The sequence below is a fragment of the Sphingomonas sp. 28-62-20 genome, assembly GCF_002281505.1.
On the sequence record NZ_NCGH01000006.1, the window covers coordinates 19,086 to 39,775 of the forward strand.

General features: G+C 62.2%; 17 protein-coding genes. 7 read left to right on the top strand and 10 right to left on the bottom strand.

All coding sequences use genetic code 11. The features are described from left to right. The first annotated feature begins 34 nt into the window (after positions 1-34). Complete coding sequence (locus tag B7Y43_RS05695) at positions 35-1,345, top strand: MFS transporter (RefSeq protein ID WP_374130657.1); 1,311 nt, start codon at positions 35-37, stop codon at positions 1,343-1,345. A gap of 54 nt (positions 1,346-1,399) precedes the next feature. On the opposite strand, the gene B7Y43_RS05700 is transcribed toward B7Y43_RS05695, so the two are convergent. Then, complete coding sequence (locus B7Y43_RS05700; protein ID WP_374130658.1) at positions 1,400-2,644, bottom strand: TetR/AcrR family transcriptional regulator; 1,245 nt, start codon at positions 2,642-2,644, stop codon at positions 1,400-1,402. A 164-nt stretch (positions 2,645-2,808) separates the two neighbouring features. Here B7Y43_RS05700 and B7Y43_RS05705 point away from each other — a divergent pair, with 164 nt between their 5' ends. The 5 genes from B7Y43_RS05705 (at position 2,809) to B7Y43_RS05725 (ending at position 8,082) form a co-directional block, all read left to right on the top strand. Beyond that, the gene (locus tag B7Y43_RS05705) at positions 2,809-4,086 is read left to right on the top strand and encodes an acyl-CoA dehydrogenase family protein (protein WP_374130659.1); all 1,278 of its coding nucleotides are present in this window, start codon (positions 2,809-2,811) and stop codon (positions 4,084-4,086) included. Positions 4,087-4,251: 165 nt separating this feature from the next. Next, positions 4,252-5,337 carry a Zn-dependent alcohol dehydrogenase gene (locus B7Y43_RS05710; protein ID WP_374130660.1) on the top strand — a complete coding sequence of 362 codons (1,086 nt, stop codon included), beginning with the start codon at positions 4,252-4,254 and terminating at the stop codon, positions 5,335-5,337. Continuing rightward, positions 5,337-6,404: a phosphotransferase family protein gene (locus B7Y43_RS05715; protein ID WP_374130661.1), complete on the top strand. Its 1,068-nt coding sequence runs from the start codon at positions 5,337-5,339 to the stop codon at positions 6,402-6,404. Before B7Y43_RS05710 ends, B7Y43_RS05715 begins: the two co-directional genes overlap by 1 nt. A gap of 100 nt (positions 6,405-6,504) precedes the next feature. After that, a complete protein-coding gene (locus B7Y43_RS05720) occupies positions 6,505-7,269 on the top strand; it encodes an SDR family oxidoreductase (RefSeq protein WP_374130662.1) in 765 nt (254 codons plus the stop codon). Positions 7,270-7,281: 12 nt separating this feature from the next. Then, positions 7,282-8,082 (top strand): SDR family NAD(P)-dependent oxidoreductase, encoded by an 801-nt coding sequence (locus tag B7Y43_RS05725; protein ID WP_374130663.1) that lies wholly within the window; start codon positions 7,282-7,284, stop codon positions 8,080-8,082. A 51-nt stretch (positions 8,083-8,133) separates the two neighbouring features. Here B7Y43_RS05725 and B7Y43_RS05730 read toward each other — a convergent pair whose 3' ends face one another. The 8 genes from B7Y43_RS05730 to B7Y43_RS05765 form a co-directional block, all read right to left on the bottom strand. Then, on the bottom strand, positions 8,134-8,412 hold the full coding sequence (locus B7Y43_RS05730; protein ID WP_374130664.1) for a hypothetical protein: 279 nt from the start codon (positions 8,410-8,412) through the stop codon (positions 8,134-8,136). 85 nt (positions 8,413-8,497) lie between these two features. Further along, positions 8,498-9,298: a dienelactone hydrolase family protein gene (locus B7Y43_RS05735; protein WP_374130665.1), complete on the bottom strand. Its 801-nt coding sequence runs from the start codon at positions 9,296-9,298 to the stop codon at positions 8,498-8,500. Between the two features lie 3 nt (positions 9,299-9,301). Then, positions 9,302-10,195 carry an acyl-CoA thioesterase II gene (locus B7Y43_RS05740; RefSeq protein ID WP_374130666.1) on the bottom strand — a complete coding sequence of 298 codons (894 nt, stop codon included), beginning with the start codon at positions 10,193-10,195 and terminating at the stop codon, positions 9,302-9,304. A gap of 153 nt (positions 10,196-10,348) precedes the next feature. Continuing rightward, positions 10,349-11,476, bottom strand: coding sequence for an acyl-CoA dehydrogenase family protein (locus B7Y43_RS05745; RefSeq protein WP_374130667.1), 1,128 nt, complete (start codon positions 11,474-11,476; stop codon positions 10,349-10,351). A gap of 94 nt (positions 11,477-11,570) precedes the next feature. After that, positions 11,571-12,752, bottom strand: a complete 1,182-nt coding sequence (locus tag B7Y43_RS05750) for an acyl-CoA dehydrogenase family protein (RefSeq protein WP_374130668.1) — start codon at positions 12,750-12,752, stop codon at positions 11,571-11,573. Between the two features lie 4 nt (positions 12,753-12,756). Then, entirely contained in the window at positions 12,757-14,073 is a 1,317-nt protein-coding gene (locus B7Y43_RS05755; RefSeq protein WP_374130669.1) for an amidase family protein, read from the bottom strand. Positions 14,074-14,219: 146 nt separating this feature from the next. Then, a complete protein-coding gene (locus B7Y43_RS05760; protein ID WP_374130670.1) occupies positions 14,220-16,250 on the bottom strand; it encodes a 3-hydroxyacyl-CoA dehydrogenase NAD-binding domain-containing protein in 2,031 nt (676 codons plus the stop codon). A 115-nt stretch (positions 16,251-16,365) separates the two neighbouring features. Next, entirely contained in the window at positions 16,366-17,586 is a 1,221-nt protein-coding gene (locus B7Y43_RS05765) for a serine hydrolase (protein WP_374130671.1), read from the bottom strand. Positions 17,587-17,770: 184 nt separating this feature from the next. On the opposite strand from B7Y43_RS05765, the gene B7Y43_RS05770 reads away from it, so the two are divergent. Next, the gene (locus B7Y43_RS05770; protein ID WP_374130828.1) at positions 17,771-19,477 is read left to right on the top strand and encodes a class I adenylate-forming enzyme family protein; all 1,707 of its coding nucleotides are present in this window, start codon (positions 17,771-17,773) and stop codon (positions 19,475-19,477) included. A 28-nt stretch (positions 19,478-19,505) separates the two neighbouring features. On the opposite strand, the gene B7Y43_RS05775 is transcribed toward B7Y43_RS05770, so the two are convergent. Continuing rightward, positions 19,506-20,183 (bottom strand): DUF2490 domain-containing protein, encoded by a 678-nt coding sequence (locus tag B7Y43_RS05775; RefSeq protein ID WP_374130672.1) that lies wholly within the window; start codon positions 20,181-20,183, stop codon positions 19,506-19,508. Positions 20,184-20,690: the final 507 nt, after the last annotated feature.

The following is a 20,690-nucleotide window of genomic DNA, read 5'->3' on the forward strand; positions in this document are numbered from 1 at the left end:
TTTTTCTGCCCTTTGACCTTGGAACGGTTGCCGCATGGCCAGTATCAGTATCTCTCCGATCGAAACCGCAGACCAGCGTGCCCTGCGCCGCCGCAGCCTGACGTTGTTGCTGCTGACGCTGGTCTATTTTTTCAGCTTCATGGATCGCTATATCCTTTCGATCCTGCTCGAACTGATCAAGGCCGATCTCGGGCTGAGCGACACCCAATTGGGGCTGCTGTCGGGTTTTGCCTTTGCATTATTCTACGCCACGCTTGGCATCCCCGTTGCGTGGCTGGCGGATCGGCATAGCCGACGCGATATCATCGCCATTTCGCTGACGCTATGGAGCGCGATGACCGCCCTGTGCGGCACCGCGCAAGGCTTTTTGCAACTGTTGATCTACCGGATCGGCGTGGGCGTGGGGGAAGCGGGGTCAAGCCCGCCCAGTCATTCGATCATCGCCGATCTCTACCCGCCCGAAAAGCGCGCCGGCGCGATGGGAATTTATTCAACCGGCGTTGTGCTGGGCGGTGGCTTTGGCGCGATCATCGGCGGGGTGATCGCCAGCGCCTATGGCTGGCGTTGGGCGATGGCGGCGGTTGGCCTGCCAGGAATTCTGCTGGCAATCATTGTGCGGCTGACAATGGTTGAACCGCGCCGCGGCCTGTCCGATCCGCCATCACAGGTGCGGGATACATCGGCGCTGCCGTCGCTTTTTGATGGGTTGAAAAGCCTGTTTGCCTGCCCGCCCGCCATCCATCTGATCCTGGCCGTCACGATCACCTCGCTGGTCGGCTATGCCACGGCAAATTTCGGCCCGTCCTATCTACAACGCTCCTTCGGGATGACATTAATGCAGGTGTCGTTGATCTATGCGCCCGCTGTTGCCCTGGCAGGCGCTTTTGGCGGCATCATGGGCGGGCGGATCGCCGATACGCTAGGACGGCGCCATGGGTTGCATGTCCAAGCCTGGTTCGTCGCAGCGCTCAAGCTGATAGCGCTGCCGTTTACCGTGCTGTTCTATTTTACTTATGATCTGACGACTGGTTTCGCGGCGATCATCATCTCCTATCTGCTGGCATCAAGCTATCTTGGACCTAGCTTTGCGCTGATCCAGGGGCTGGCACCAACCCGGATGCGGGCGGTGTGGGCAGCGATAACGCTGTTGGTGATCAACTTGATCGGGCTGGGGCTAGGCCCAAGCGTCACCGGCATTCTGAGTGATCTCTATAAGCCGATTTTCGGGGCTGAATCGCTGCGCTATGCACTGATGAGCGCGAGCTTGCTGACCCCCTGGGCCATCTTTCATTACTGGCGCGCTGGCGTGTTGCTGCAACGGATGAATGCAGCAAAATCGGCTTGAGGATCACGCGGAGGGGGTGCCGGTTGCTAGATCAGGGCAGCACCGGCACGTGATTTACAGCGCCAGCACCCGATTATCGAACAGCCCGAAACACACTGTCGAAGCATAAAAGGCAATCGCCCGCTCCCGCGGCATTGTGCTGGCCCATTTGCGCATATCGAATGCGGCATTTTGCAGCGCCATCAGCGCTTGCGCCGCGATGAGCGGATCGATCGGGCGGATCGATCCCTCGGCGATGCCATCGGTCATCATGCCGGCATAGCGCCGCGCAATCCGGTTTGAACGATCGACCATGGCGCTACGCACTGATCGCGGCAGCCCGGAAAGTGCCGTGGTCCGCATAAGCGGGCCGCGTTCGGAAAACTGAATGTCGAGCAGCGTCGAAATCACACTGGACAATTGCTGCCAATAGCTGCCCGATTCCAGCCCGGCGAGCCGCTGCGCATTGGCGATCGTATCCAGGCTGCGCTTGTAGCAGGCGATCACCAGATCGTCCTTGGCATCGAGATGATGATAGAAGCTGCCCTTGGTCACGTTCAGCTGCGAGGCGATTTTCTGCACCGATGCGCCACGATAACCAAGCTCGTTGATCAGCCTTGTCGCGGCCAGCAAAAATGCCTCGCGACCCGGTTCTGCCTCATCAGGATCAAGATCAATCCGGGCCGGTGCCCAAGCCGCGCCGCTTGGAGCAATCCCTTGGGAAAATACCGCCATCAGCCGTTGCTGGACGCGGTCGAACTGATCCGGGTCATAGCGGACCAGCCAAATCGGCAGCCAAAAGGTATTTTCCAGCAACACATGCGCGCGCGCGCCGTTCAGATCGGTTTCGGCGCGGGTTTCGCCGGGGCCCCATAGCGCGCGGGTTCGGCGGAACACATCGCGCCACCCGGTCATTAGACGGCCACGGACTGGCTCCTCCATCGCGCGAAGGTCCGAGAGCACGGCGAATGACGTTGCCTCGCCGCGCTGAATGCGCGCGAGCCGATCCATATTAATCGCCAGATAGCGCGCGACTCGCTGCTGCGGTGTCGGCTGTTTCATCGCATCCTCCAGCATCAGCTGGAGCTGTTCGAGCGTATATTCGAAACAGGCAGCGGCAAGGTCTTCCTTGCGCTTGAAATAATAAGTGACGCTGGTGGTGTTCAGCCCCACGCGCTGGGCGACATCGGCAAAGGTCATGCCCTTGGCGCTTTGTTCATTAATCGCCTGGGCAGCAGCAGCGAGAATGGCGTCGCGCTTGGCGCGGAAACGCAATGTGCTTCCGTTCGCGCTGTCCTGAACTGTCCCCACCGCCTCCATCGGACGAGCTTAACAGCATCTTTTCGAAGAAACAGTCCCTTTTTCGGCAGCTTTGGATACCCTCATTTGAGGCAACAAAAGGACGAATTCACTGCGCAGACCGGCTTTACCGAAAACGCGGTACGGTCTAAGTCGGCCCAGACAAAGCCGTTGGAGAGAGTGCCATGGATTTCACGCTGAGCGAACGCGAGACCTATTTTCGGGATCGCGTAAAGGACTTCATCGATCGCGAAATCCGGCCGCGCGACCATATCTATCACCAGCAAAGCCATGAGGGCGAACGTTGGAAGGTGATCCAGGTCATCGAAGATATGAAAGCCAAGACCAAGGAAGCGGGGCTGTGGAATTTCTTCATGCCGCCGCATTCGGGCCAGACCCATGTCGATGACAGTTTTGAATTTGAAGGCACCCAGCTCACCAACCTGGAATACGCGCTTTGTGCCGAGGAAATGGGCAAGATCGGCTGGGCGAGCGAGTGCTTCAATTGCTCCGCGCCCGATACTGGCAATATGGAAGTGCTCCACCGTTACGGCACGCGCGAGCACAAGGAACAATGGCTGCGACCGCTGATGAATGGCGAGATTCGTTCGGCCTTTCTGATGACCGAGCCCGCCGTCGCTTCATCGGATGCGACCAATATCGAAACCAGCATGGTCCGCGACGGTGATCATTATGTCATCAACGGCGTCAAATGGTGGTCGTCGGGCGTCGGTGATCCGCGCTGCAAGATCGCCATCGTGATGGGCAAGACCAATCCGGAAGGGTCGCGCCACAGCCAGCAGAGCCAGATCCTGGTGCCGATGGATGCCCCCGGCGTCACCATTCGCCGCATGCTCAGCGTCTATGGCTATGACCATGCCCCGCACGGGCACGGTGAGGTCGAATTGAAGGACGTCCGGGTGCCGGTCGAAAATTGTCTGCTTGGCGAAGGGCGCGGGTTCGAAATCGCACAAGGCCGCCTCGGGCCGGGCCGTATCCACCATTGCATGCGCACCATCGGCGTCGCCGAAGTCGCAATCGAGGCGATGGCCAAGCGGCTGCTAACGCGGGTCGCTTTTGGCAAGCGGATTGCAGATCATTCGATCTGGGAACAGCGCATCGCCAAAGCGCGGATCGATATCGAAATGACGCGGTTGCTCTGCCTCAAGGCCGCCGACATGATGGACAAGGCCGGCAACAAGAGCGCGCAGCAGGAAATCGCGATGATCAAGGTGGCGGCGCCCAATATGGCCTTGTCAATCCTTGACGACGCGATCCAGGCGCATGGCGGCGGCGGCGTTTCGGACGATTTCGAACTGGCCCATGCCTGGGCCGCAATGCGGACATTGCGCTTCGCTGATGGCCCGGACGAAGTCCATAACCGCGCCATTGCCCGCAATGAGTTCGGGAAATATGCCGACCTGCCAGCAGCAGTAGCGGCGAAGGAAATGGTGCGGCGCTAAGGGCCGGATCCAAAACCACATCCGTGACCCCGGCCTTGTGCCGGGGGCCACTCATCCATCCACGCTTCGGCTCGCGATGCGCGGTGGGCCCCGGCACAGGGCGGGGGTGACGAAGCGGTCATGGCAACGTTCAATGCAAGCGCAGAGTGAGGGAAGTTTAGTCACGTGAAAGCAGCCGTCCTCTACGAACCCAAGACCGCTCTGGTCATTGAAGACATTCAGGTGTCAAAGCCTGGCCCGCGGGAGGTGCTGATCCGCACCGTTGCGTGCGGCGTGTGCCGGTCTGACCTGCACTTTATTGAGGGCAGCTTCCCGCATCCAATGCCAACGGTGCCAGGCCATGAGGCGGCGGGCATCGTCGAAGCGGTCGGCAGCGATGTCGCGCGGCTGAAGGTTGGCGATCATGTCATTACCTTTTTCACCGTGTTCTGCGGCAGTTGCGAGATGTGCGTGACGGGCCGGCCGTCGCTTTGTATCGATCCTTCGACCCGGCGGCCCAAGGGCGCTGAGCCGCGCATCGCGTTGAAAGATGGCACGCCGCTCGCGCCTTTCCTCAATCTCTCAGCCTTTGCTGAGATGATGCTGGTGCATGAAAATGCCTGCGTCGCGATTTCCAAGGACATGCCGCTTGATCGGGCGGCGTTGCTTGGCTGCGCGGTCATCACCGGGGCGGGATCGATCTTTAACGACAGCCGGTTGCGCAGTGGCGAAACCGTCGCGGTCATCGGCTGCGGCGGCATCGGCCTTTCCGCGATCAACGCCGCCAAGATTGCGGGGGCAGGGAAGATCATCGCGATCGATCCCGTGGCCGACAAACGTGCGCTCGCCGAACGGCTCGGCGCGACGCATGGCTTTGACTCCAACGATCCCGATCTGGCCAAGAAGGTCATCGCGCTGACCGGTGGTGGCGTGGATTACGCGATCGAGGCAGTCGGCCGCCCCGCTACGGCGGAGCTTGCCTGGGCGCTGCTCAAGCGCGGCGGCACCGCGACGATCCTGGGCATGATCGCGCCGGGTAATATGGTTAGCCTGCCGGGTCCCAGCTTCCTGACCGGAAAGAAGCTGCAAGGGTCGCTGCTCGGCTCCACGCGCTTCCCGATTGATATGCCGCGCCTCGTCCAGCTCTATCTCGACGGTAAGCTCGATCTCGACACGATGGTCGCCGAGCGGATCACGCTCGATGGCGTCAATGATGCGATCGACAAGCTGCGCACGGGCGACACGGTCCGTTCCGTGATCGAGTTCAACTGATGACAGCGGGGGCTGACATCACCATGGTTGGGACCATCCCGGTTCCCGCCGATGATCCGATTGATGCCGGCGCGGTCGCCGCCTGGATGAAGGACAACCTGCCCGGCGTCGATGGCCCGGTGACGCTCAGCAAGTTCAAGGGTGGTCAGTCCAACCCCACCTACCGCGTTGATGCCGGTGGCAAGGCCTATGTCCTGCGCCGCCAGCCCTTTGGCAAGCTGCTCCCAAGCGCGCACGCGGTTGACCGCGAATATAAGCTGATTGCCGGCCTCCACCCGACCGGCTTCCCGGTGCCGACCCCTTACGGCCTGTGCGAAGACCCGGCGGTTATCGGATCGATGTTCTACCTAATGGAGCTGGTCGAGGGCCGCAACCTTTGGGATGGCTCCCTGCCCGACAAGACCCCGCCCGAGCGCACTGCGATCTATAACGCGATGTGCGACACGCTGGCGCAGCTCCACAATACCGATCATGTCGCGGCGGGGCTGGGCGATTACGGCAAGCCCGGCAATTATTTTGAGCGTCAGGTCGCGCGCTGGACCAAGCAGTATCGCGCCTCGGAAACCGAGCCTATGCCAGAGGTGGAGGCGCTGATCGATTGGTTGCCGCGCACCCTGCCGACCCAGGACCGGGTGTCGGTGGTGCATGGCGATTACCGCATCGACAATATGATCTTCCACGCGAGTGAAGCGCGGGTGATCGCGGTGCTCGATTGGGAACTCTCGACGCTTGGCGATCCGCTTGCCGATTTCAGCTATTTCCTGATGAACTGGGTGACCGAGCCCGAAGGGCGTTCCGGCGTGATGGGCCTTGCGGGGCCGGAGACGGGCATCCCGACGATTGAGGACATGGTCGCGCGCTATTGCGCGGCGACCGGGCGTGACGGCGTGCCGCAGCTCGATTGGTATTTCAGCTATAATCTGTTCCGCCTGACCGGCATTGTTCAGGGCATTAAGAAGCGGATCGTTGATGGCACCGCCAGCAGCGCGCAGGCGGCAAAGACGGCGGAGCGCGTTGGGCCGCTGGCGGCGGCTGCATGGGCATTTGCGAAGCGGGCAGGGGCGTAACCCAAGCGTCCTAGCGAAGGCCGGGGAATAAACCGGCGATCCGAGCGCATGCCCCGCAAAGACCCCGGCTATCGCTGGGACGAAGTTGGAGGGAGAGAAGATGAGCCAATTCAACCTGAGCGGTAAAGTCGCGATCATCACCGGTTCCTCGCGCGGGATCGGCAAGGCGAGCGCCTGGGAGCTGGCCGAGCATGGCGCCAAGGTCGTCATCTCCAGCCGCAAGCAGGATGCGTGTGACGCAGTCGCCGCCGAGATCAACGGCAAGTTTGGCGAAGGGACGGCCATCGCTGTCGCCGCCAACATCTCCGACAAGGCTGGCCTCCAGTATCTTGTCGACGCAACCCGCGCCGCCTTCGGCACGGTCGACATTCTCGTCTGTAATGCGGCGTCGAACCCTTATTATGGGCCTCAGGAGGGGATTGCGGACGATCAATTCCGCAAGATCCTCGATAACAACATCGTCTCCAACCACTGGCTGATCGCCATGGTCGCCCCCGAAATGCGCGATCGCGGCGATGGCAGCATCATCATCATTTCGTCGATTGGTGGAATTCGTGGCACGCCGATCATCGGTGCCTATGCGATCTCCAAGGCAGCTGACATGCAGCTCGCGCGCAATTTGGCGCATGAATTCGGGCCGTTCAATGTGCGCGTCAACTGCATCGCGCCCGGCCTGATCCGCACCGATTTCGCCCGCGCGCTCTGGGAGAATGAAGCCGCGGTCAAGGCGCGCAACGCCACCACCCCGCTGCGCCGGATCGGCGAGCCCGAAGAGATTGCGGGCGCGGTTGTCTTCCTCGCCAGCAAGGCCAGCGCGTTTATGACCGGGCAAACCATCGTTATTGATGGCGGGGTGACGATTTAGGAGAGCAAGTCTATGGCACGTTTCACCGATAAATCGATTATCGTCACCGGTGCCGGTTCCGGCATTGGCCGCGCGGCCGCCATGCTGTTTGCGCAGGAAGGCGGCAAGGTGATCGTCGCTGACATCAGCGAAGGCGCACATGAAACCGCCGCGATGATCACCGGCGCGGGCGGCACGGCGGTCGCTATCCAGATGGATGCCGGGCTTGAGTCCGATGTTGAAAAGACGGTGGCGCTGGCGGTCGAACGCTTTGGCGGGCTCGACATCATGTTTGCCAATGCCGGGATTTCGGGGGGGATGGCCAATATCTTCGATACCGATGTCTCGCTGATCACAGAGGTGCTGCGCGTCAACCTGATTGGCCCCTATCTTGCGATCAAGCATGCCGCGCCGAAAATTGCTGAGCGAGGCGGCGGGGCGATCGTGCTGACGGCAAGCGTCGCGGGCATCCGTTCAGGCGCGGGGTCGCCGGCCTATTCGGCATCGAAGGCGGGGGTGATCAACCTGGCGATGGTTTCCGCACAACAGCTGTCCGGCTCGAACGTTCGCGTCAACGCGATCTGCCCTGGCTTGACCGAAACCGGGATGACCAAGCCAACCTTCGATTATGCGCGCGATGCGGGCAAGATGGACCGGGTCGGTCGCTTGAACCCATTACGGCGCGGTGCCCAGCCAGAGGAACTCGCCAAGGTCGCGGCGTTCCTGGCGTCTGATGATGCAAGCTATGTCAACGGGCAGGCGATTGCCGTCGATGGCGGCCTTTCATCGAGCCATCCAGTGACCAAGCAGGAATATGGCCGCACGGCGGTGTAGCGGCGCGCGCAGCTTAGGCGGGGAAGCACAGGGCTTCCCCGCCACCCGCGTTCAGCGGCAAATTGTGATGCGGCGATGATGACGCCATTCGGTCCAGCAGCGGCGATGATCGCGCCAGCCTTGCCGTCGGCCATCGCGATAGCCGCCATCTCGGTAGCCATAGCCGCGCCGCCAGCCATCACGCCGGTCGTAGTCGTAGCGATAGTCACGATGGTCGCGGTAGTCGCGCCCATAGCGTCCATGGTCATAATCATGGGCCTGCGCGGTGGTGCCCATTGTCAAGGCAGACATCGCCAGCCCAGCGGCGGCCATTATTTTCAAGATACGCATTACACATCTCCAACCCGGGGATCGGGTGGTTGAGAAATACGCGCGGCAAGCCGTAGCGTAGCTGAATGCGATTGATAGCTGAGGTTCAGGCAGCCAGCCGGGTTTGGAAGAAAGCGATCACTTCGTCGGCGGCTTGCCGGGTGGGCTCGTTCGGGCCGTCAATCAGGTCGCTGGTGAACACGCTGTGCGGTGGCTTGCCCGCTCTCATCAAAGGACTTTGGGGATTGGCGCAATCGTCGGGCAGCTCGACGCCGGTAAAGGCCCCACCGAATTCGGTTCGCAATGTCGCGAATTTTTCCGGCTTGGACAGCGGATCGCCGTCAAAACGATAGCCCCGGATTTCAAGCCCGTCATTGATTGTGCGTTGCTTCACACAAGCCAAATCGGCCTTGGAAATGTCGAGGCCCGCCGGCTTGCTCACCGGCATCCCCGGTTGCGACAGGACCGGAGCCATCACCACTGGATCGACCGCCATCGATAGCGCGAAGCCTCCGGTCAGGCACATGCCGATCACGCCCACGCCCGTGCCGCCGCAGTCCTTGTGCAGCTCGCGCGCAAGCGGCTTCAGCCAGTCGACGATCGGGCTTGATTTGTTGGCGGAGAACAAGGTGAATTCACGACTGACGCAGAGATGCAGGAGGCGGCTGCGCTTGATAATTTCGGGATTGGTCGCGTCAGGCGTGCCCAGCAGGATCGGGGCATAAGCGCGCATGCCCGCGTCCGCGATCCAGCGGCAGAATCGGGCAAGCGGCGGCGTGAAGCCATAGACTTCATGGATGACGATGACGGCGGGACCGCTGTCACCGATCATCAGCACGGGCTTGGTCTTGCCGCCAAAGGTGAAATCGCGGCGCGAAAAATCGCTGATGTCGGCACTCAACGTCATGCGTCACTCCCTCAGGCGAATGAGTCCCTCTTGCGCGCAGCTCGCGACCAGCCGGCCATCGCGCGCGAAAATCTTGCCGCGGTTGAAGCCGCGGGCATGGCCCGACCAGGGGCTGTCGCAGACGTAGAGCAGCCAGTCGTCGGCGCGGAAGGGCTCGTGCAGCCAAACCGTATGGTCGAGGCTCGCGGTCTGGAGCTTGTGCGTCATCCAGTTGACGCCGTGCGGCAGCGTCGCGGTGCCGAGTAGCGACATGTCGCTGGCATAGGTCAGGATCGCGCGGTGCAGCGCCGGATCGTCCGCGAGGGGCGCGACGACGCGGAACCAGTTGGCCTGGCGCGGTTCCTGTTTCTCGGGCTCGAACCAGCTGCGCGGGTTGATCGGACGGCTTTCGACCATCCGCGGGCGGGTGAAATTGGCGCGGAAGCGCTCGGGCATCTGGTCGGCGGTTTCCAGCCGGATTTGCAGATCGCTCTTAAGGTCTTCGGGCGCTGGGACATCGGGCATCGCGTCCTGATGCGAAAGGCCTTCCTCGGGCCGTTGAAGCGAGCAAGTGAGCGTGAGGATCGGCACGCCCTTTTGCGTGGCGATCACCCGGCGGGTGGCGAAGCTCTTGCCGTCGAAATCCCGCACCACGCGGTAGATGATTGGGTGTTCTTCGGCCCCGGGCCGCATGAAATAGGCGTGAAGCGAATGCGCGGCCTTGTCGTCGTCGGTCGATCGCTGGGCAGCTTGCAAGGCTTGTGCAAGCACTTGCCCGCCGAACACGCGGCCAAAGCCGTCGTGCCCGCGCTTACCGCGGTAGAGATCGGTATCGAGTTCCTCGACGTCGAGCAGATCGACTAGGTTCTGCGCAAGTTGAGCGGGGGATGGATCGGGTTCTGCGATTTCGTCGGTCATGTGCTTTTCCTAATTCCTCCCCGGCACGGGGAGGGGGACCAGCGAAGCTGGTGGAGGGGGACCACCACGAGCGTAACGCTAAAGGCGAGCCCCCTCCACCATTTGCCGGAAGAGGCAAACGGTCCCCCTCCTCGTGCCGGGGAGGATTTGTGTCTAGTACCCCGCCGCGCGTGCGAGCTGATCGGCGTGGAAATTGGCGTCCCCGAACATCTCGGCGAGCACGCGTCCGCGCTTCATGTAAAAGCCGATGTCATATTCGTCGGTCATGCCGATGCCGCCATGCATCTGGACGCCCTCCTGCACCGCCAGGGTTGTTGCCATCGCGGTCATTGCCTTGGCAACCGAGACCGCTTCGTCGGCCTTGGCATCGCCCGCATCGAGCAATTGCTGTGCCTTCAGGACAGCCGCGCGGGCGACTTCCATTTCCGAATAGAGGTGCGCCGCACGGTGCTGCAGCGCCTGGAAACTGCCGATGCGAACACCGAACTGCTTGCGTTCCTTCAGATAATTGACCGTCATGTCCATCGCGCCCGCACCGACGCCAAGCAATTCGGCGGATGCGCCAACGCGACCGGCACGCAGCAGGCGACCCAGCGGATCGCCGCCATGATCTATCTCGCCAATGACGGCATCGGCATCGACCTCGACGCCGTCGAAAGTGAGGCGCGCGGCGAGGGACGAATCGGCCAGCCGCTCGGCTTCGGCGGAGAGGCCCGCCGCGCCCTTGTCGATCGCGAACAGCGTGATCCCGTCCTTGTCGTGCGCCGAGCCAGCCGTGCGCGCGGCGACGATGAGGACGTCGGCGACATGGCCGTGGGTGACGAATTGCTTGGTGCCACTCAGCTTGAAGCCGTTGCCCGAGCGTTCGGCCTTCATCGCAATGCCGGTCCCGTGCTTCGCGCGCTCGTCGATCGCGAGCGCGGCGATCGTGTCACCGCCGAGGATCCCGGGGAAGAGCCGCGCGGCGTGCGCGCTCCCTTTCAGCGCTTCCACCGCCGCGACGGCGGTGGCGAGGAACGGCGAGGGTGACAGGTTGCGCCCGATCTCTTCGAGCACCACGCCCACTTCGACATGGCCGAGGCCAAGGCCGCCTTCGTCTTCGCCGATTAATATGCCGGTGAAGCCCATTTCGGCGAATTGCTTCCACAGATCGCGACTGAAGCCATCGGCGTTCTTGCTGTCGCGAAGCCCGCGCATGTGGCTGACCGGGGCGGAATGGGCGATGAAGCTCTTCGCCGTGTCGTGCAGCATCGTCTGTTCTTCGGTGAGGTAAAGAGGCATTTCTGGGGTCTCCGTGTTCCGGCGAAGGCCGGGACCTTGGGTGTCGATAGGCTTGCGTTGCCAACGCTCCGGCCTTCGCCGGAGCACAGGGCGTTTATACGCCCGGCAGTTCCAAAATCCGCTTGGCGATAATGTTGAGCTGAACCTCGCTAGTTCCGCCTTCGATCGAATTGGCCTTGGTCCGCAGCCACGCGCGCGGCTCCGCGCCGCCGTTCGACCGATCGCTCTCCCATTCGAGCGCGTCTGAGCCGCCCGATGCCATCATCAGCTCGTGGCGCGACTTGTTCAATTCAGTGCCGTAATATTTCATCATCGATGGCTGGGCGGGGTGCGCCTTGCCTGCCTTCAATTCGTCGATGAAGCGTTCTGACATCATCCCGAACGCCTTCGACCGCACCTCGAATTGCGCAATCGCCGCACGCAGCAGTGGATCGGCGAGGCGCCCTTCGTGATCCAGCCCCACGGTGGCAATCGCCCCGTCGACCAATGGATTGCCGCTGACTGAGCCGAGCCCCATGCCCGAAATCATCTCGCGCTCATGCCCCAGCAGATATTTGGCGACGTCCCAGCCCTTGTTCTCCTCATGGACGCGCTGGCTTTTCGGCACTTTGACATTGTCGAAAAACGTCTCGCAGAATGGCGAATAACCGCTGATCAGCAGGATCGGCTTGGTCGAGACACCAGGGCTGGCCATGTCAAACAACACGAACGAAATGCCGCCTTGTTTGTTGGTCTTGTCGGTGCGGACCAGGCAGAAAATCCAATCGGCCTTGTCGGCGTAGCTGGTCCAGACCTTTTGCCCGTTGATGACATAATGGTCGCCTGCGTCCTCGGCGCTGGTCGCCAGGCTGGCAAGGTCGGACCCGGCATTGGGTTCCGAATAGCCTTGGCACCAGCGGATTTCACCGCGCGCAATCTTGGTGAGATGCTCGAGCTTCTGCTCCTCAGTGCCATATTTCAGCAGCGCAGGTCCGAGCATCGAAATGCCGAAGCTGTTGAGCGGGTTGCGGCACTTCATCGCCGCCATTTCTTCTCGCAAGATCTTCGTTTCGGCAGGCGAGAGGCCGCCACCGCCATAGGCCACCGGCCAGTCGGGCACGGTCCAGCCGCGCGACGCCATCGCGTCCATCCATTCTTTTTGTCCGGGTTGGAAATCCGCGTTGCGGCCGCCCCAATTGGCGTCCTTTTCGGTGCGGGCGGGCTCGCGCATTTCTGGCGGGCAATTCGCCTCAAGCCAGGCGCGCGTCTCAGCGCGGAAGGTTTCCAGGTCGCTCATCGTTTCAGCTCCTCATCAAATCATGGGCCGCGCGCGCAACGGCAATCGCCGTCCAGTCGCGGTTGTAATCGGCAATCACCTGCACGCCGATCGGCAGGCCATCGGCATCGGTGCCCACCCGAACACTGGTCGCGGGCAGCATCGGGAAAGTGGCTAGGCCGGGCAGCGCCATCTGCATGCCGGCAGGGGTCGGCGTACCGTCGATTGTCAGCATGCGCTCGCCAAGCGGCGTGTCGTCATGCGGGTAAGCAGTGGTGCCCCAGATCGGCGCAATCACCGCATCATAGCTGCCGAACAGCCGGCCCCAATCGCGGCGGCACTTGGCCTGCGCGTCGATCAGCCCGAACCAGTCGCCAAGCGACGTCGGCGGCGCGCCATTGGGCGGCATCCCGCCACGCGACATCGCGGTGAGCAGCATGCGGATATAGTTGGCCGATTGGGTGATGAGATCGGGCAACAAATCGGTCTCGCGATCGACTATCGCGCCTGCTGCCTCGAACGCCTTGCCAGTGGCTTCGATCGCCGCGCGGATCGATGCCTGCACGGGGACGTTGGGGTGCGGATCGAGCAGCAGGATTCGCCAGTCGCCCGGTCCGCGTGGGGCAGGGCGGGCAAGCGCATCGCCGCCCATCACTTCGAAGAGCGCCTCCAGATCATCGGCATCGCGCGCTAAGGGGCCGATGACGTTGAGCGCAACACCGCAGCCTTCGGTACGCGGGAAGTTATGGCCGTAACTTAACAATGCGTTGTAGGTCGGCTTGTGCCCCCATATGCCGCAGAAAGCGGCGGGCAAGCGGATCGATCCGCCAATGTCGGACCCGATTTCGATCGGCACATAACCCGCTGCCAGCGCCGCTGCCGCGCCGCCGGACGAGCCACCGGGCACGCGATCCAGGTTGTGCGGGTTGCGCGTCCGCCCATAAACCGGGTTGTTGGTCTGCAAGTCAGCGAGCGCGACCGGCACGTTCGTCTTGCCCAGAATCACGGCACCAGCACGCTTCAGGCGCTGGACGGCGATGGCATCCTCGCTCGCCACGAAATCGGCATGCTCGGCAAAGCCCCAGCAGCTGACCAGACCGGCAACGTCGAAGCTCTCCTTCACCGTCATCGGCACGCCGAGCAGCACGCCGGCCATGACGCCTGCCGCCACCTGCGCATCGACCGCGCGCGCCTGATCGCGTGCGCGGTCGAAGTCACGGACGACAACCGCGTTGATCTCGCCGTCGCCAGCCTCGATCCGGGCGATCGCCGCCTCGCACTCGGCGATGGCAGTGGTCTCGCCCGATCGGATCGCGGCGGCGGTGGCGAGTGCGGTCTTCAACTAAATCCTCCCCGGGACGGGGAGGTGGCGGCGCGAAGCGCCGACGGAGGGGGTAGGCAACAAGCGCTGCGTTCCCGGCGATCCCCCTCCACCAGCCTGTAGCTGGTCCCCCTCTCCGTAAACGGGGAGGAATGTCGCACCAGCCGTCACTTGAAGCGGCTCCCCGTCTCGGCATTGCTCTTTAGCAATTCCGCTACCTTGAAGCCGTGCTTCTCCAGCCCCGCGACGATCTTCTTGGCCCCCTCTGTATCGGCCCAGAACATCGGTCCGCCGCGATAGACCGGCCAGCCATAGCCATAGATCCACACGACATCGATGTCCGATGCGCGCTGCGCCATCTTCTCTTCCAGGATCAACGCGCCCTCGTTGACCATCGTGTAAAGCGTGCGCTCGATGATCTCTTCATCGCTAATTTCACGCTTGGGCAGGTTCGATTTCGAGCGGAAATCCTCGATGATTTCGGCGACGCGCGCGGACGGCGTCGGGTTGCGCTTTTCATCATAATCGTAAAAGCCCGCCGACTTTTTCTGTCCCCAACGCCCCTCGGCGGCGAGCGCATCGCGAATGCTCTCGATCCGCGTCGGATCGCGGTGCCAGCCGATATCGACGCCGGCGAGATCGCTCATTTGGAACGGTCCCATCGGCATGCCGAATTCGACATGGACGCGGTCGATCTGCTCAGGCGTCGCGCCTTCCATCAGCAGCTTGTTGGCTTCGACCTGGCGCGGCATCAGCATGCGGTTGCCAATAAAGCCGTGGCACACGCCGGATACGACAGCGACCTTCTTGATCTTCTTGGCGAGCGCCATGACGGTGGCGAGCACATCGTCTGCGGTCTTCGCGCCACGCACTACTTCGAGCAGCTTCATCACATTGGCGGGCGAGAAAAAGTGCATGCCCAGCACATCCTGCGGGCGATCCGTCGACGCGGCGATTTCGTCGACGTTCAGATAGCTGGTGTTGGAGGCGAGGATCGCGCCCTGCTTGACGATCTTGTCGAGCTTGCCGAACAGCTCCTTCTTGACGTCCATGCTCTCATAAACCGCCTCGATCACCAGATCGCAATCAGCGAGGTCGTCGAGGTTGAGCGTGGGTGTCAGCGCACCCATCGCCATGGCGACCTGTTCGGGCTTCATCCGGCCCTTGGCGGCGGAGGCTTCGTAATTTTTGCGGATCACGCCGGTGCCGCGATCAAGCGCCTCCTGCTGCATCTCGACGATGGTCACGGGGATACCAGCCGACAAGAAGTTCATGCTGATCCCGCCGCCCATCGTGCCGGCACCGATCACGCCGACCTTCTTGATCGTGCGCAGCGCAATGTCGGCGGCGATGCCGTCGATCTTGGCGGCCTGACGCTCGGCGAAGAAGATGTGGCGCTGGGCAGCGGACTGCACGCCCATCATCAGCTTCATGAATTCGGTGCGCTCAAACGCGATGCCGTCGTCAAAGCTCGATCCGTCAGCTGCCTTTTCGACACAGGCAATGTTGGCGGCGGGCGCATCGAAGCCACGGAAGCGCTTGGCGTTCTCCTTCCTGAAAGCGGCGATGGCGTCGGGATCGGCCGTTGCGGTCTTTTCACGGGCGCGGGGCAGGGGGCGAGCGGCGGCGACATCGCGGGCGAAAGCAATCGCATCCGCGGCCAACGACTCTTCACCGGCCAGTCGGTCGATCAGCCCCGCCTGCATTGCCTTGGCCGCCGAAATCGGATCGCCCTTTGACGTCATTTCCAGCGCGAGAGCAACGCCTGCAATCCGGGGAATGCGCTGTGTACCGCCAGCGCCTGGCAGCAGGCCAAGCTTCACCTCGGGCGTGCCGATCTTCGCTGATGGCACCGCGATGCGATAATGACAGCCCAGCGTTACCTCGCACCCGCCGCCGAGCGCGGTGCCGTGGATCGCGGCGATCACGGGCTTGTCGAACGCTTCGATCATGTCGACAACGGTCGGCAGGCCCGGTTCCTGCATTGCCCTGCCGAATTCAGTGATGTCGGCGCCCGCGAAGAAGGTTCTACCGTCGCAGCGGATGACAACCGCCTTGATCGCATCGTCGCCAGCGGCTTCCTTCAAACCAGCTTCAAGGCCCTGGCGGACAGCTGCGCCGAGCGCGTTGACCGGCGGGTTATTGGAAATGATGACGAGCACGTCGCCATGGCGTTCGGTGGTGATGGGTGAGGTCATTGGTGGCTCCTACTATTCGTTTTTTCGTTATCCCCGCGAAGGCGGGGACCCAGCTACTTCCTTCAGCTTCCATGCGAAGGCAGCTGAACCCCGCCTTCGCGGGGGCGACGGTGGTTCAAGTCAACGCGCTATAAATCAGTGTCTTCAATTCCCGGCGTATCGGGTAGGCGCTCGATGGCTGCAGCTGCGTCATGAACACCATGCTGATGCGTTCCACGGGATCGATGAAAAAGGCGGTCGAAAACATCCCGCCCCAATAATATTCCCCTTCAGACCCCGGCACCATCGTTTTTGCGACATCAACATTGACGGCAAAGCCGAGCCCAAAACCGGTTCCGGCATTGGCCGCCTCGCTGAACAGCGATTTCGACATGCCAGCCAGGTCGCCGCCACCGGGCAGGTGGTTGCGCGTCATCAGGTCGACCGTCTTGCGCCCGACGATCTTTACCCCGTCAAAGGTGCCGCCGTTCAGGCACATTGTGCAAAACCGGTGATAATCAAGCGCGGTCGAGACGAGCCCGCCGCCGCCTGACAGGAATTTCGGTTTGCGGCTCCACGCGCTTGCTTCGCCCCGATCGTACATCACCGGCTTGCCGCCCGGCACATAATTATAGCAATCGGTCAGCCGGTGAACCTTGTCCTCGGGCACGTTGAAGAAAGTGTCGTGCATGCCAAGCGGCGCGAAAATGCGCGTGCGGAAAAATTCGTCGAGTGGCATCCCCGAAACCCGCTGGATCACCGCCCCTAATACGTCGGTTGCCACCGAATAATTCCATGCTTCGCCCGGCGAGAACTCCAGCGGAAGCTTGCCCAAAGCCGCCACAAAGCCGTCGAGATCGAGATTGCCGTGCCAATTCTCCAGCTTGCCCGCGCGGTACGCCGCATCAATGTTCGATCGGTTCTGAAAGCCATAGGTCAGCCCCGACGTGTGCCGTAGCAGGTCGACCATCCGCATCGGCTCGGTCGTCGGCTTGGTAAGGAACGGCACACCCGCGCCGCCGCCATTATAGACGCCCAGCCCCTTGAACTCGGGCAGCACGTGGTGGACCGGCGTGTCGACGGCGACTTTGCCCTCTTCGACCAGGATCATAAAGGCGATCGAGGTGATCGGCTTGGTCATGCTGGCGATGCGAAACAGCGATGTTTCGTCAATCGCCGCGCCCCCTTCCCGCGCGGTGCCCTGGCTGGAAAAATGAACGATTTCTCCGTCATGGGCGATCAGAATCTGGGCGTTCGGCAGCTTGCCGGGCGCGACATAGCGCTCCTGCAGCAGCGTATCGATCCGGGCCAGGCGCGCGGAGTCAAAGCCATGTTCTTCCGGCTTGGCGATGTTCATGCCTGCTCCATACCCCTGCTTCGAAACGGTCGCCTCCCTATTGCCTTGAGCGGCGCATGAATCAACAGTAACGTTGGTGAAAATGGCAGATAAGCCAAACCCGAAATTCAAGAGTTGGAGAGAGACTGTGCCCGATTCCGTGCTGAACGAGCCCCTGATCGCGCTTGACCCGGCTTGGCCCAAAATGGGGATTGCAGAGATTGAGGCAGCCCTGACGGCGCCAGGGGCACGCTTTGAAATGGAAACCGTGGCGATTGGCGGCGTGCCGACCCGCACTTGGAAATATGCTCCCCCCAATCTTGCCCTGCTGGTTCAGCTCGCGCGCGGCCATGGCACCCGCGAATTCACGATCCATGAGGATGAGCGCGTCACCTATGAAGCGCATTTTCGTGCTGTCGCCACGCTCGCCAGCAAGCTACAGGGGCTGGGGATCACCAAGGGGGATCGCATCGCGCTGGCCATGCGCAACATGCCCGAATGGCCGGTCGTCTTCTTCGCTGCCGTCAGCATCGGCGCGATCATCGTGCCGCTCAATGCGTGGTGGACCGCAGCCGAGCTTGAATATGGCATCAATGATTGCGGCGCGCGGCTGCTCGTGCTCGATGACGAGCGCCACACACGCCTCGCCGAAATCTATGGCGCGCTGCCCGCCATCGAACAGATTCTTGTCGCGCGCGCGCTCACCCCGCTGTCGGGCCATGCATCGGCGCTTGAGGACTTGATCGGAACCCCGCATGAATGGGCCGCCTTGCCCGATGTGCAGCTGCCCCAGGTCCCGATCGGCCCGGAGGATGACGCGACGATTTTCTACACCAGCGGCACCACCGGTAATCCCAAGGGCGCGCTCGGCACGCATCGCAACCTGATCACCAACATTTTTTCGAGCGCCTATAGCGCGGCGCGCACGCTGATGCGGCGCGGCGAGGCTATCCCTGAGCCGACCCCCAAAACGATGTTGACCGTCATCCCGCTCTTCCACGTTACCGCGTGCAGCGCTGCGCTGATGGGCGTGGTTGCCGCTGGCAGCACGATGATCTTCATGCGCAAATGGGATCCGCTCCGCGCAATGGAGATTATCGAGCGCGAAAAGGTCCATGCCACCGGCGGGGTGCCGACCATTGCCTGGCAATTGCTGGAGCACCCTGATCGCGCGAAATATGATCTCTCCTCCTTGGAGACGATCGCCTATGGCGGCGCGCCCTCCGCGCCCGAACTGGTGAAGCGCATCTATACCGAATTCGGCGCGCTGCCCGGCAATGGCTGGGGGATGACGGAGACGATGGCGACTGTCACCGGCCACGCCGCCGAGGATTATCTCAACCGCCCGACCAGCGCCGGCCCCCCGGTCGCTGTCGCTGATCTGAAGATCATGGATGAGGACGGCGTGACCGAGTTGCCCGTTGGCGAGGTTGGCGAGCTATGGGCGCGCGGGCCGATGGTGGTGAAGGGCTATTGGAACAAGCCCGAGGCGACTGCGGCGACCTTCGTTAACGGCTGGGTCCGCACCGGCGATCTCGCCCGGCTCGATGAGGAAGGCTTTGTCTATATCGTCGATCGCGCCAAGGACATGATCATCCGCGGCGGTGAGAATATCTATTCGAGCGAGGTCGAAAACGTCCTCTACGCCCACCCCGCCGTCACCGATTGCGCGCTGATCGGCATCCCGCATCGGACGCTAGGCGAAGAACCCGCCGCCGTCGTCCACCTCGCCCCGGGCATGGAAGCGACCGAGGCCGAACTGCAAGCCTGGGTGAAGGCGCGCTTGGCGATCTTCAAGACGCCAGTGGCGATCCGCTTCGTGAAGGAAACGCTGCCCCGCAATGCGAACGGGAAGATCCTGAAGAAGGATTTGAAGGTGCTGTTTGAGGATAGGGTGGGGGTGGCGGCCTGAGGGGCCGGACCGGAGGCCACCGGCCCCATCACAGGCGAACGATCAACCAGACGTTCGCGATATGGTTATGGCGGGTAGCGCCAGGCCGAAACACCGTTTGATTCAGATAGCCCGGTTCAAGCGTCACCTGCTTGCTGATCGGTATCGCGATGCCGCCGAATGTGCGCACCTGATCCCACCCGGCACGCTGGCCCCAGTCCGTCGTGTTCAGGTTGTAAAAGGGTTCGGACCAGACCACCGCCGAAAGCCGTGACGTGTTGCCCAGCTTGTGTTGCAGCCGCACTTGCTGGCGCAGCCGCCAACCGACGCTACCGGAGCCCTCAACAAAGCGCTCCTCCAGCCGAGTGCGTCCGGTGATGGTCAAAGGGGCGCCATCCCGGCTGAGCGGCAACAGCACTTGTTGCCACAGGCGATGCTCGCTTGTGACCGGCCGGTCGATGGGATCGGTGCGTATAAAGGCATAGCCGGACAGCATGGACGATCGCTTGCCAAGCTGGACGCCGATTGCCGCACGGATCAGCAACTGGCCGAGCCGCTGCGCATCGTCCGTCATGCGCGGCTGCGCTTCCAGCCAGAATAGGGCGTTTCCTTTGATCTTGCCCTGGACAATGACGGCTGGCCAGGCTTGGCCGTCCGCCTCTGCATGGGCGGGGGTAGCGATGGCCAGCGCAACCAGCGCCGTGGCCGTTATCAGAGCGCGTTGCATGTCGTTCCCATCATCGTGCTTCCAAACAGAACCGACCGCGCCTTGCCCGCGCCGACGATATGATTCTCCTTATATGAAGTTTGGTGGCGAAACAGACCGACCCGCTTGCTTTCGGGGGAATCAAGCATTGCCGTCATCGTCTCACGGTGATGCCCTGACCGAGCACATTAAGACGCCGGTGGCGATCCCTTGCGTGAAAGAGACGCTGCCGAGGAACGCGAACGGGAAGATTTTGCAAAAGGATTCGCAGGTGCTGTTTGAGGATAGGATGGGGATGGCGGCCTGATCCTTGCCGATCAATCTTCATCTTTTGCGGCAAAACCGACCCGGTTTCACGGTGCGGCATTGGGCATAAAGGGTCCTAATTCCTAATGGCGGCCGCGCCATGGGTGTCGCCATTGCCGGTGCGGTCGGCGCGCAACCGCATGATTCCCCTTATAAACTGCTCGGCGCGTTCGGGCCCAGATGGGGTCTAGCACCGCTATTGCCTGCCAGCACCATTAACCA

Excerpts from the sequence above, each read along its gene's own strand:
- B7Y43_RS05705 (WP_374130659.1), top strand. The coding sequence starts at position 2,809 with ATGGATTTCACGCTGAGCGAACGCGAGACCTATTTTCGGGATCGCGTA.
- B7Y43_RS05745 (WP_374130667.1), bottom strand. The coding sequence starts at position 11,476 with ATGCCTCTTTACCTCACCGAAGAACAGACGATGCTGCACGACACGGCG.
- B7Y43_RS05700 (WP_374130658.1), bottom strand. The coding sequence starts at position 2,644 with ATGGAGGCGGTGGGGACAGTTCAGGACAGCGCGAACGGAAGCACATTG.
- B7Y43_RS05720 (WP_374130662.1), top strand. The coding sequence starts at position 6,505 with ATGAGCCAATTCAACCTGAGCGGTAAAGTCGCGATCATCACCGGTTCC.
- B7Y43_RS05730 (WP_374130664.1), bottom strand. The coding sequence starts at position 8,412 with ATGCGTATCTTGAAAATAATGGCCGCCGCTGGGCTGGCGATGTCTGCC.
- B7Y43_RS05715 (WP_374130661.1), top strand. The coding sequence starts at position 5,337 with ATGACAGCGGGGGCTGACATCACCATGGTTGGGACCATCCCGGTTCCC.
- B7Y43_RS05740 (WP_374130666.1), bottom strand. The coding sequence starts at position 10,195 with ATGACCGACGAAATCGCAGAACCCGATCCATCCCCCGCTCAACTTGCG.
- B7Y43_RS05770 (WP_374130828.1), top strand. The coding sequence starts at position 17,771 with ATGGGGATTGCAGAGATTGAGGCAGCCCTGACGGCGCCAGGGGCACGC.
- B7Y43_RS05750 (WP_374130668.1), bottom strand. The coding sequence starts at position 12,752 with ATGAGCGACCTGGAAACCTTCCGCGCTGAGACGCGCGCCTGGCTTGAG.
- B7Y43_RS05735 (WP_374130665.1), bottom strand. The coding sequence starts at position 9,298 with ATGACGTTGAGTGCCGACATCAGCGATTTTTCGCGCCGCGATTTCACC.
- B7Y43_RS05765 (WP_374130671.1), bottom strand. The coding sequence starts at position 17,586 with ATGAACATCGCCAAGCCGGAAGAACATGGCTTTGACTCCGCGCGCCTG.
- B7Y43_RS05775 (WP_374130672.1), bottom strand. The coding sequence starts at position 20,183 with ATGCAACGCGCTCTGATAACGGCCACGGCGCTGGTTGCGCTGGCCATC.
- B7Y43_RS05725 (WP_374130663.1), top strand. The coding sequence starts at position 7,282 with ATGGCACGTTTCACCGATAAATCGATTATCGTCACCGGTGCCGGTTCC.
- B7Y43_RS05695 (WP_374130657.1), top strand. The coding sequence starts at position 35 with ATGGCCAGTATCAGTATCTCTCCGATCGAAACCGCAGACCAGCGTGCC.
- B7Y43_RS05760 (WP_374130670.1), bottom strand. The coding sequence starts at position 16,250 with ATGACCTCACCCATCACCACCGAACGCCATGGCGACGTGCTCGTCATC.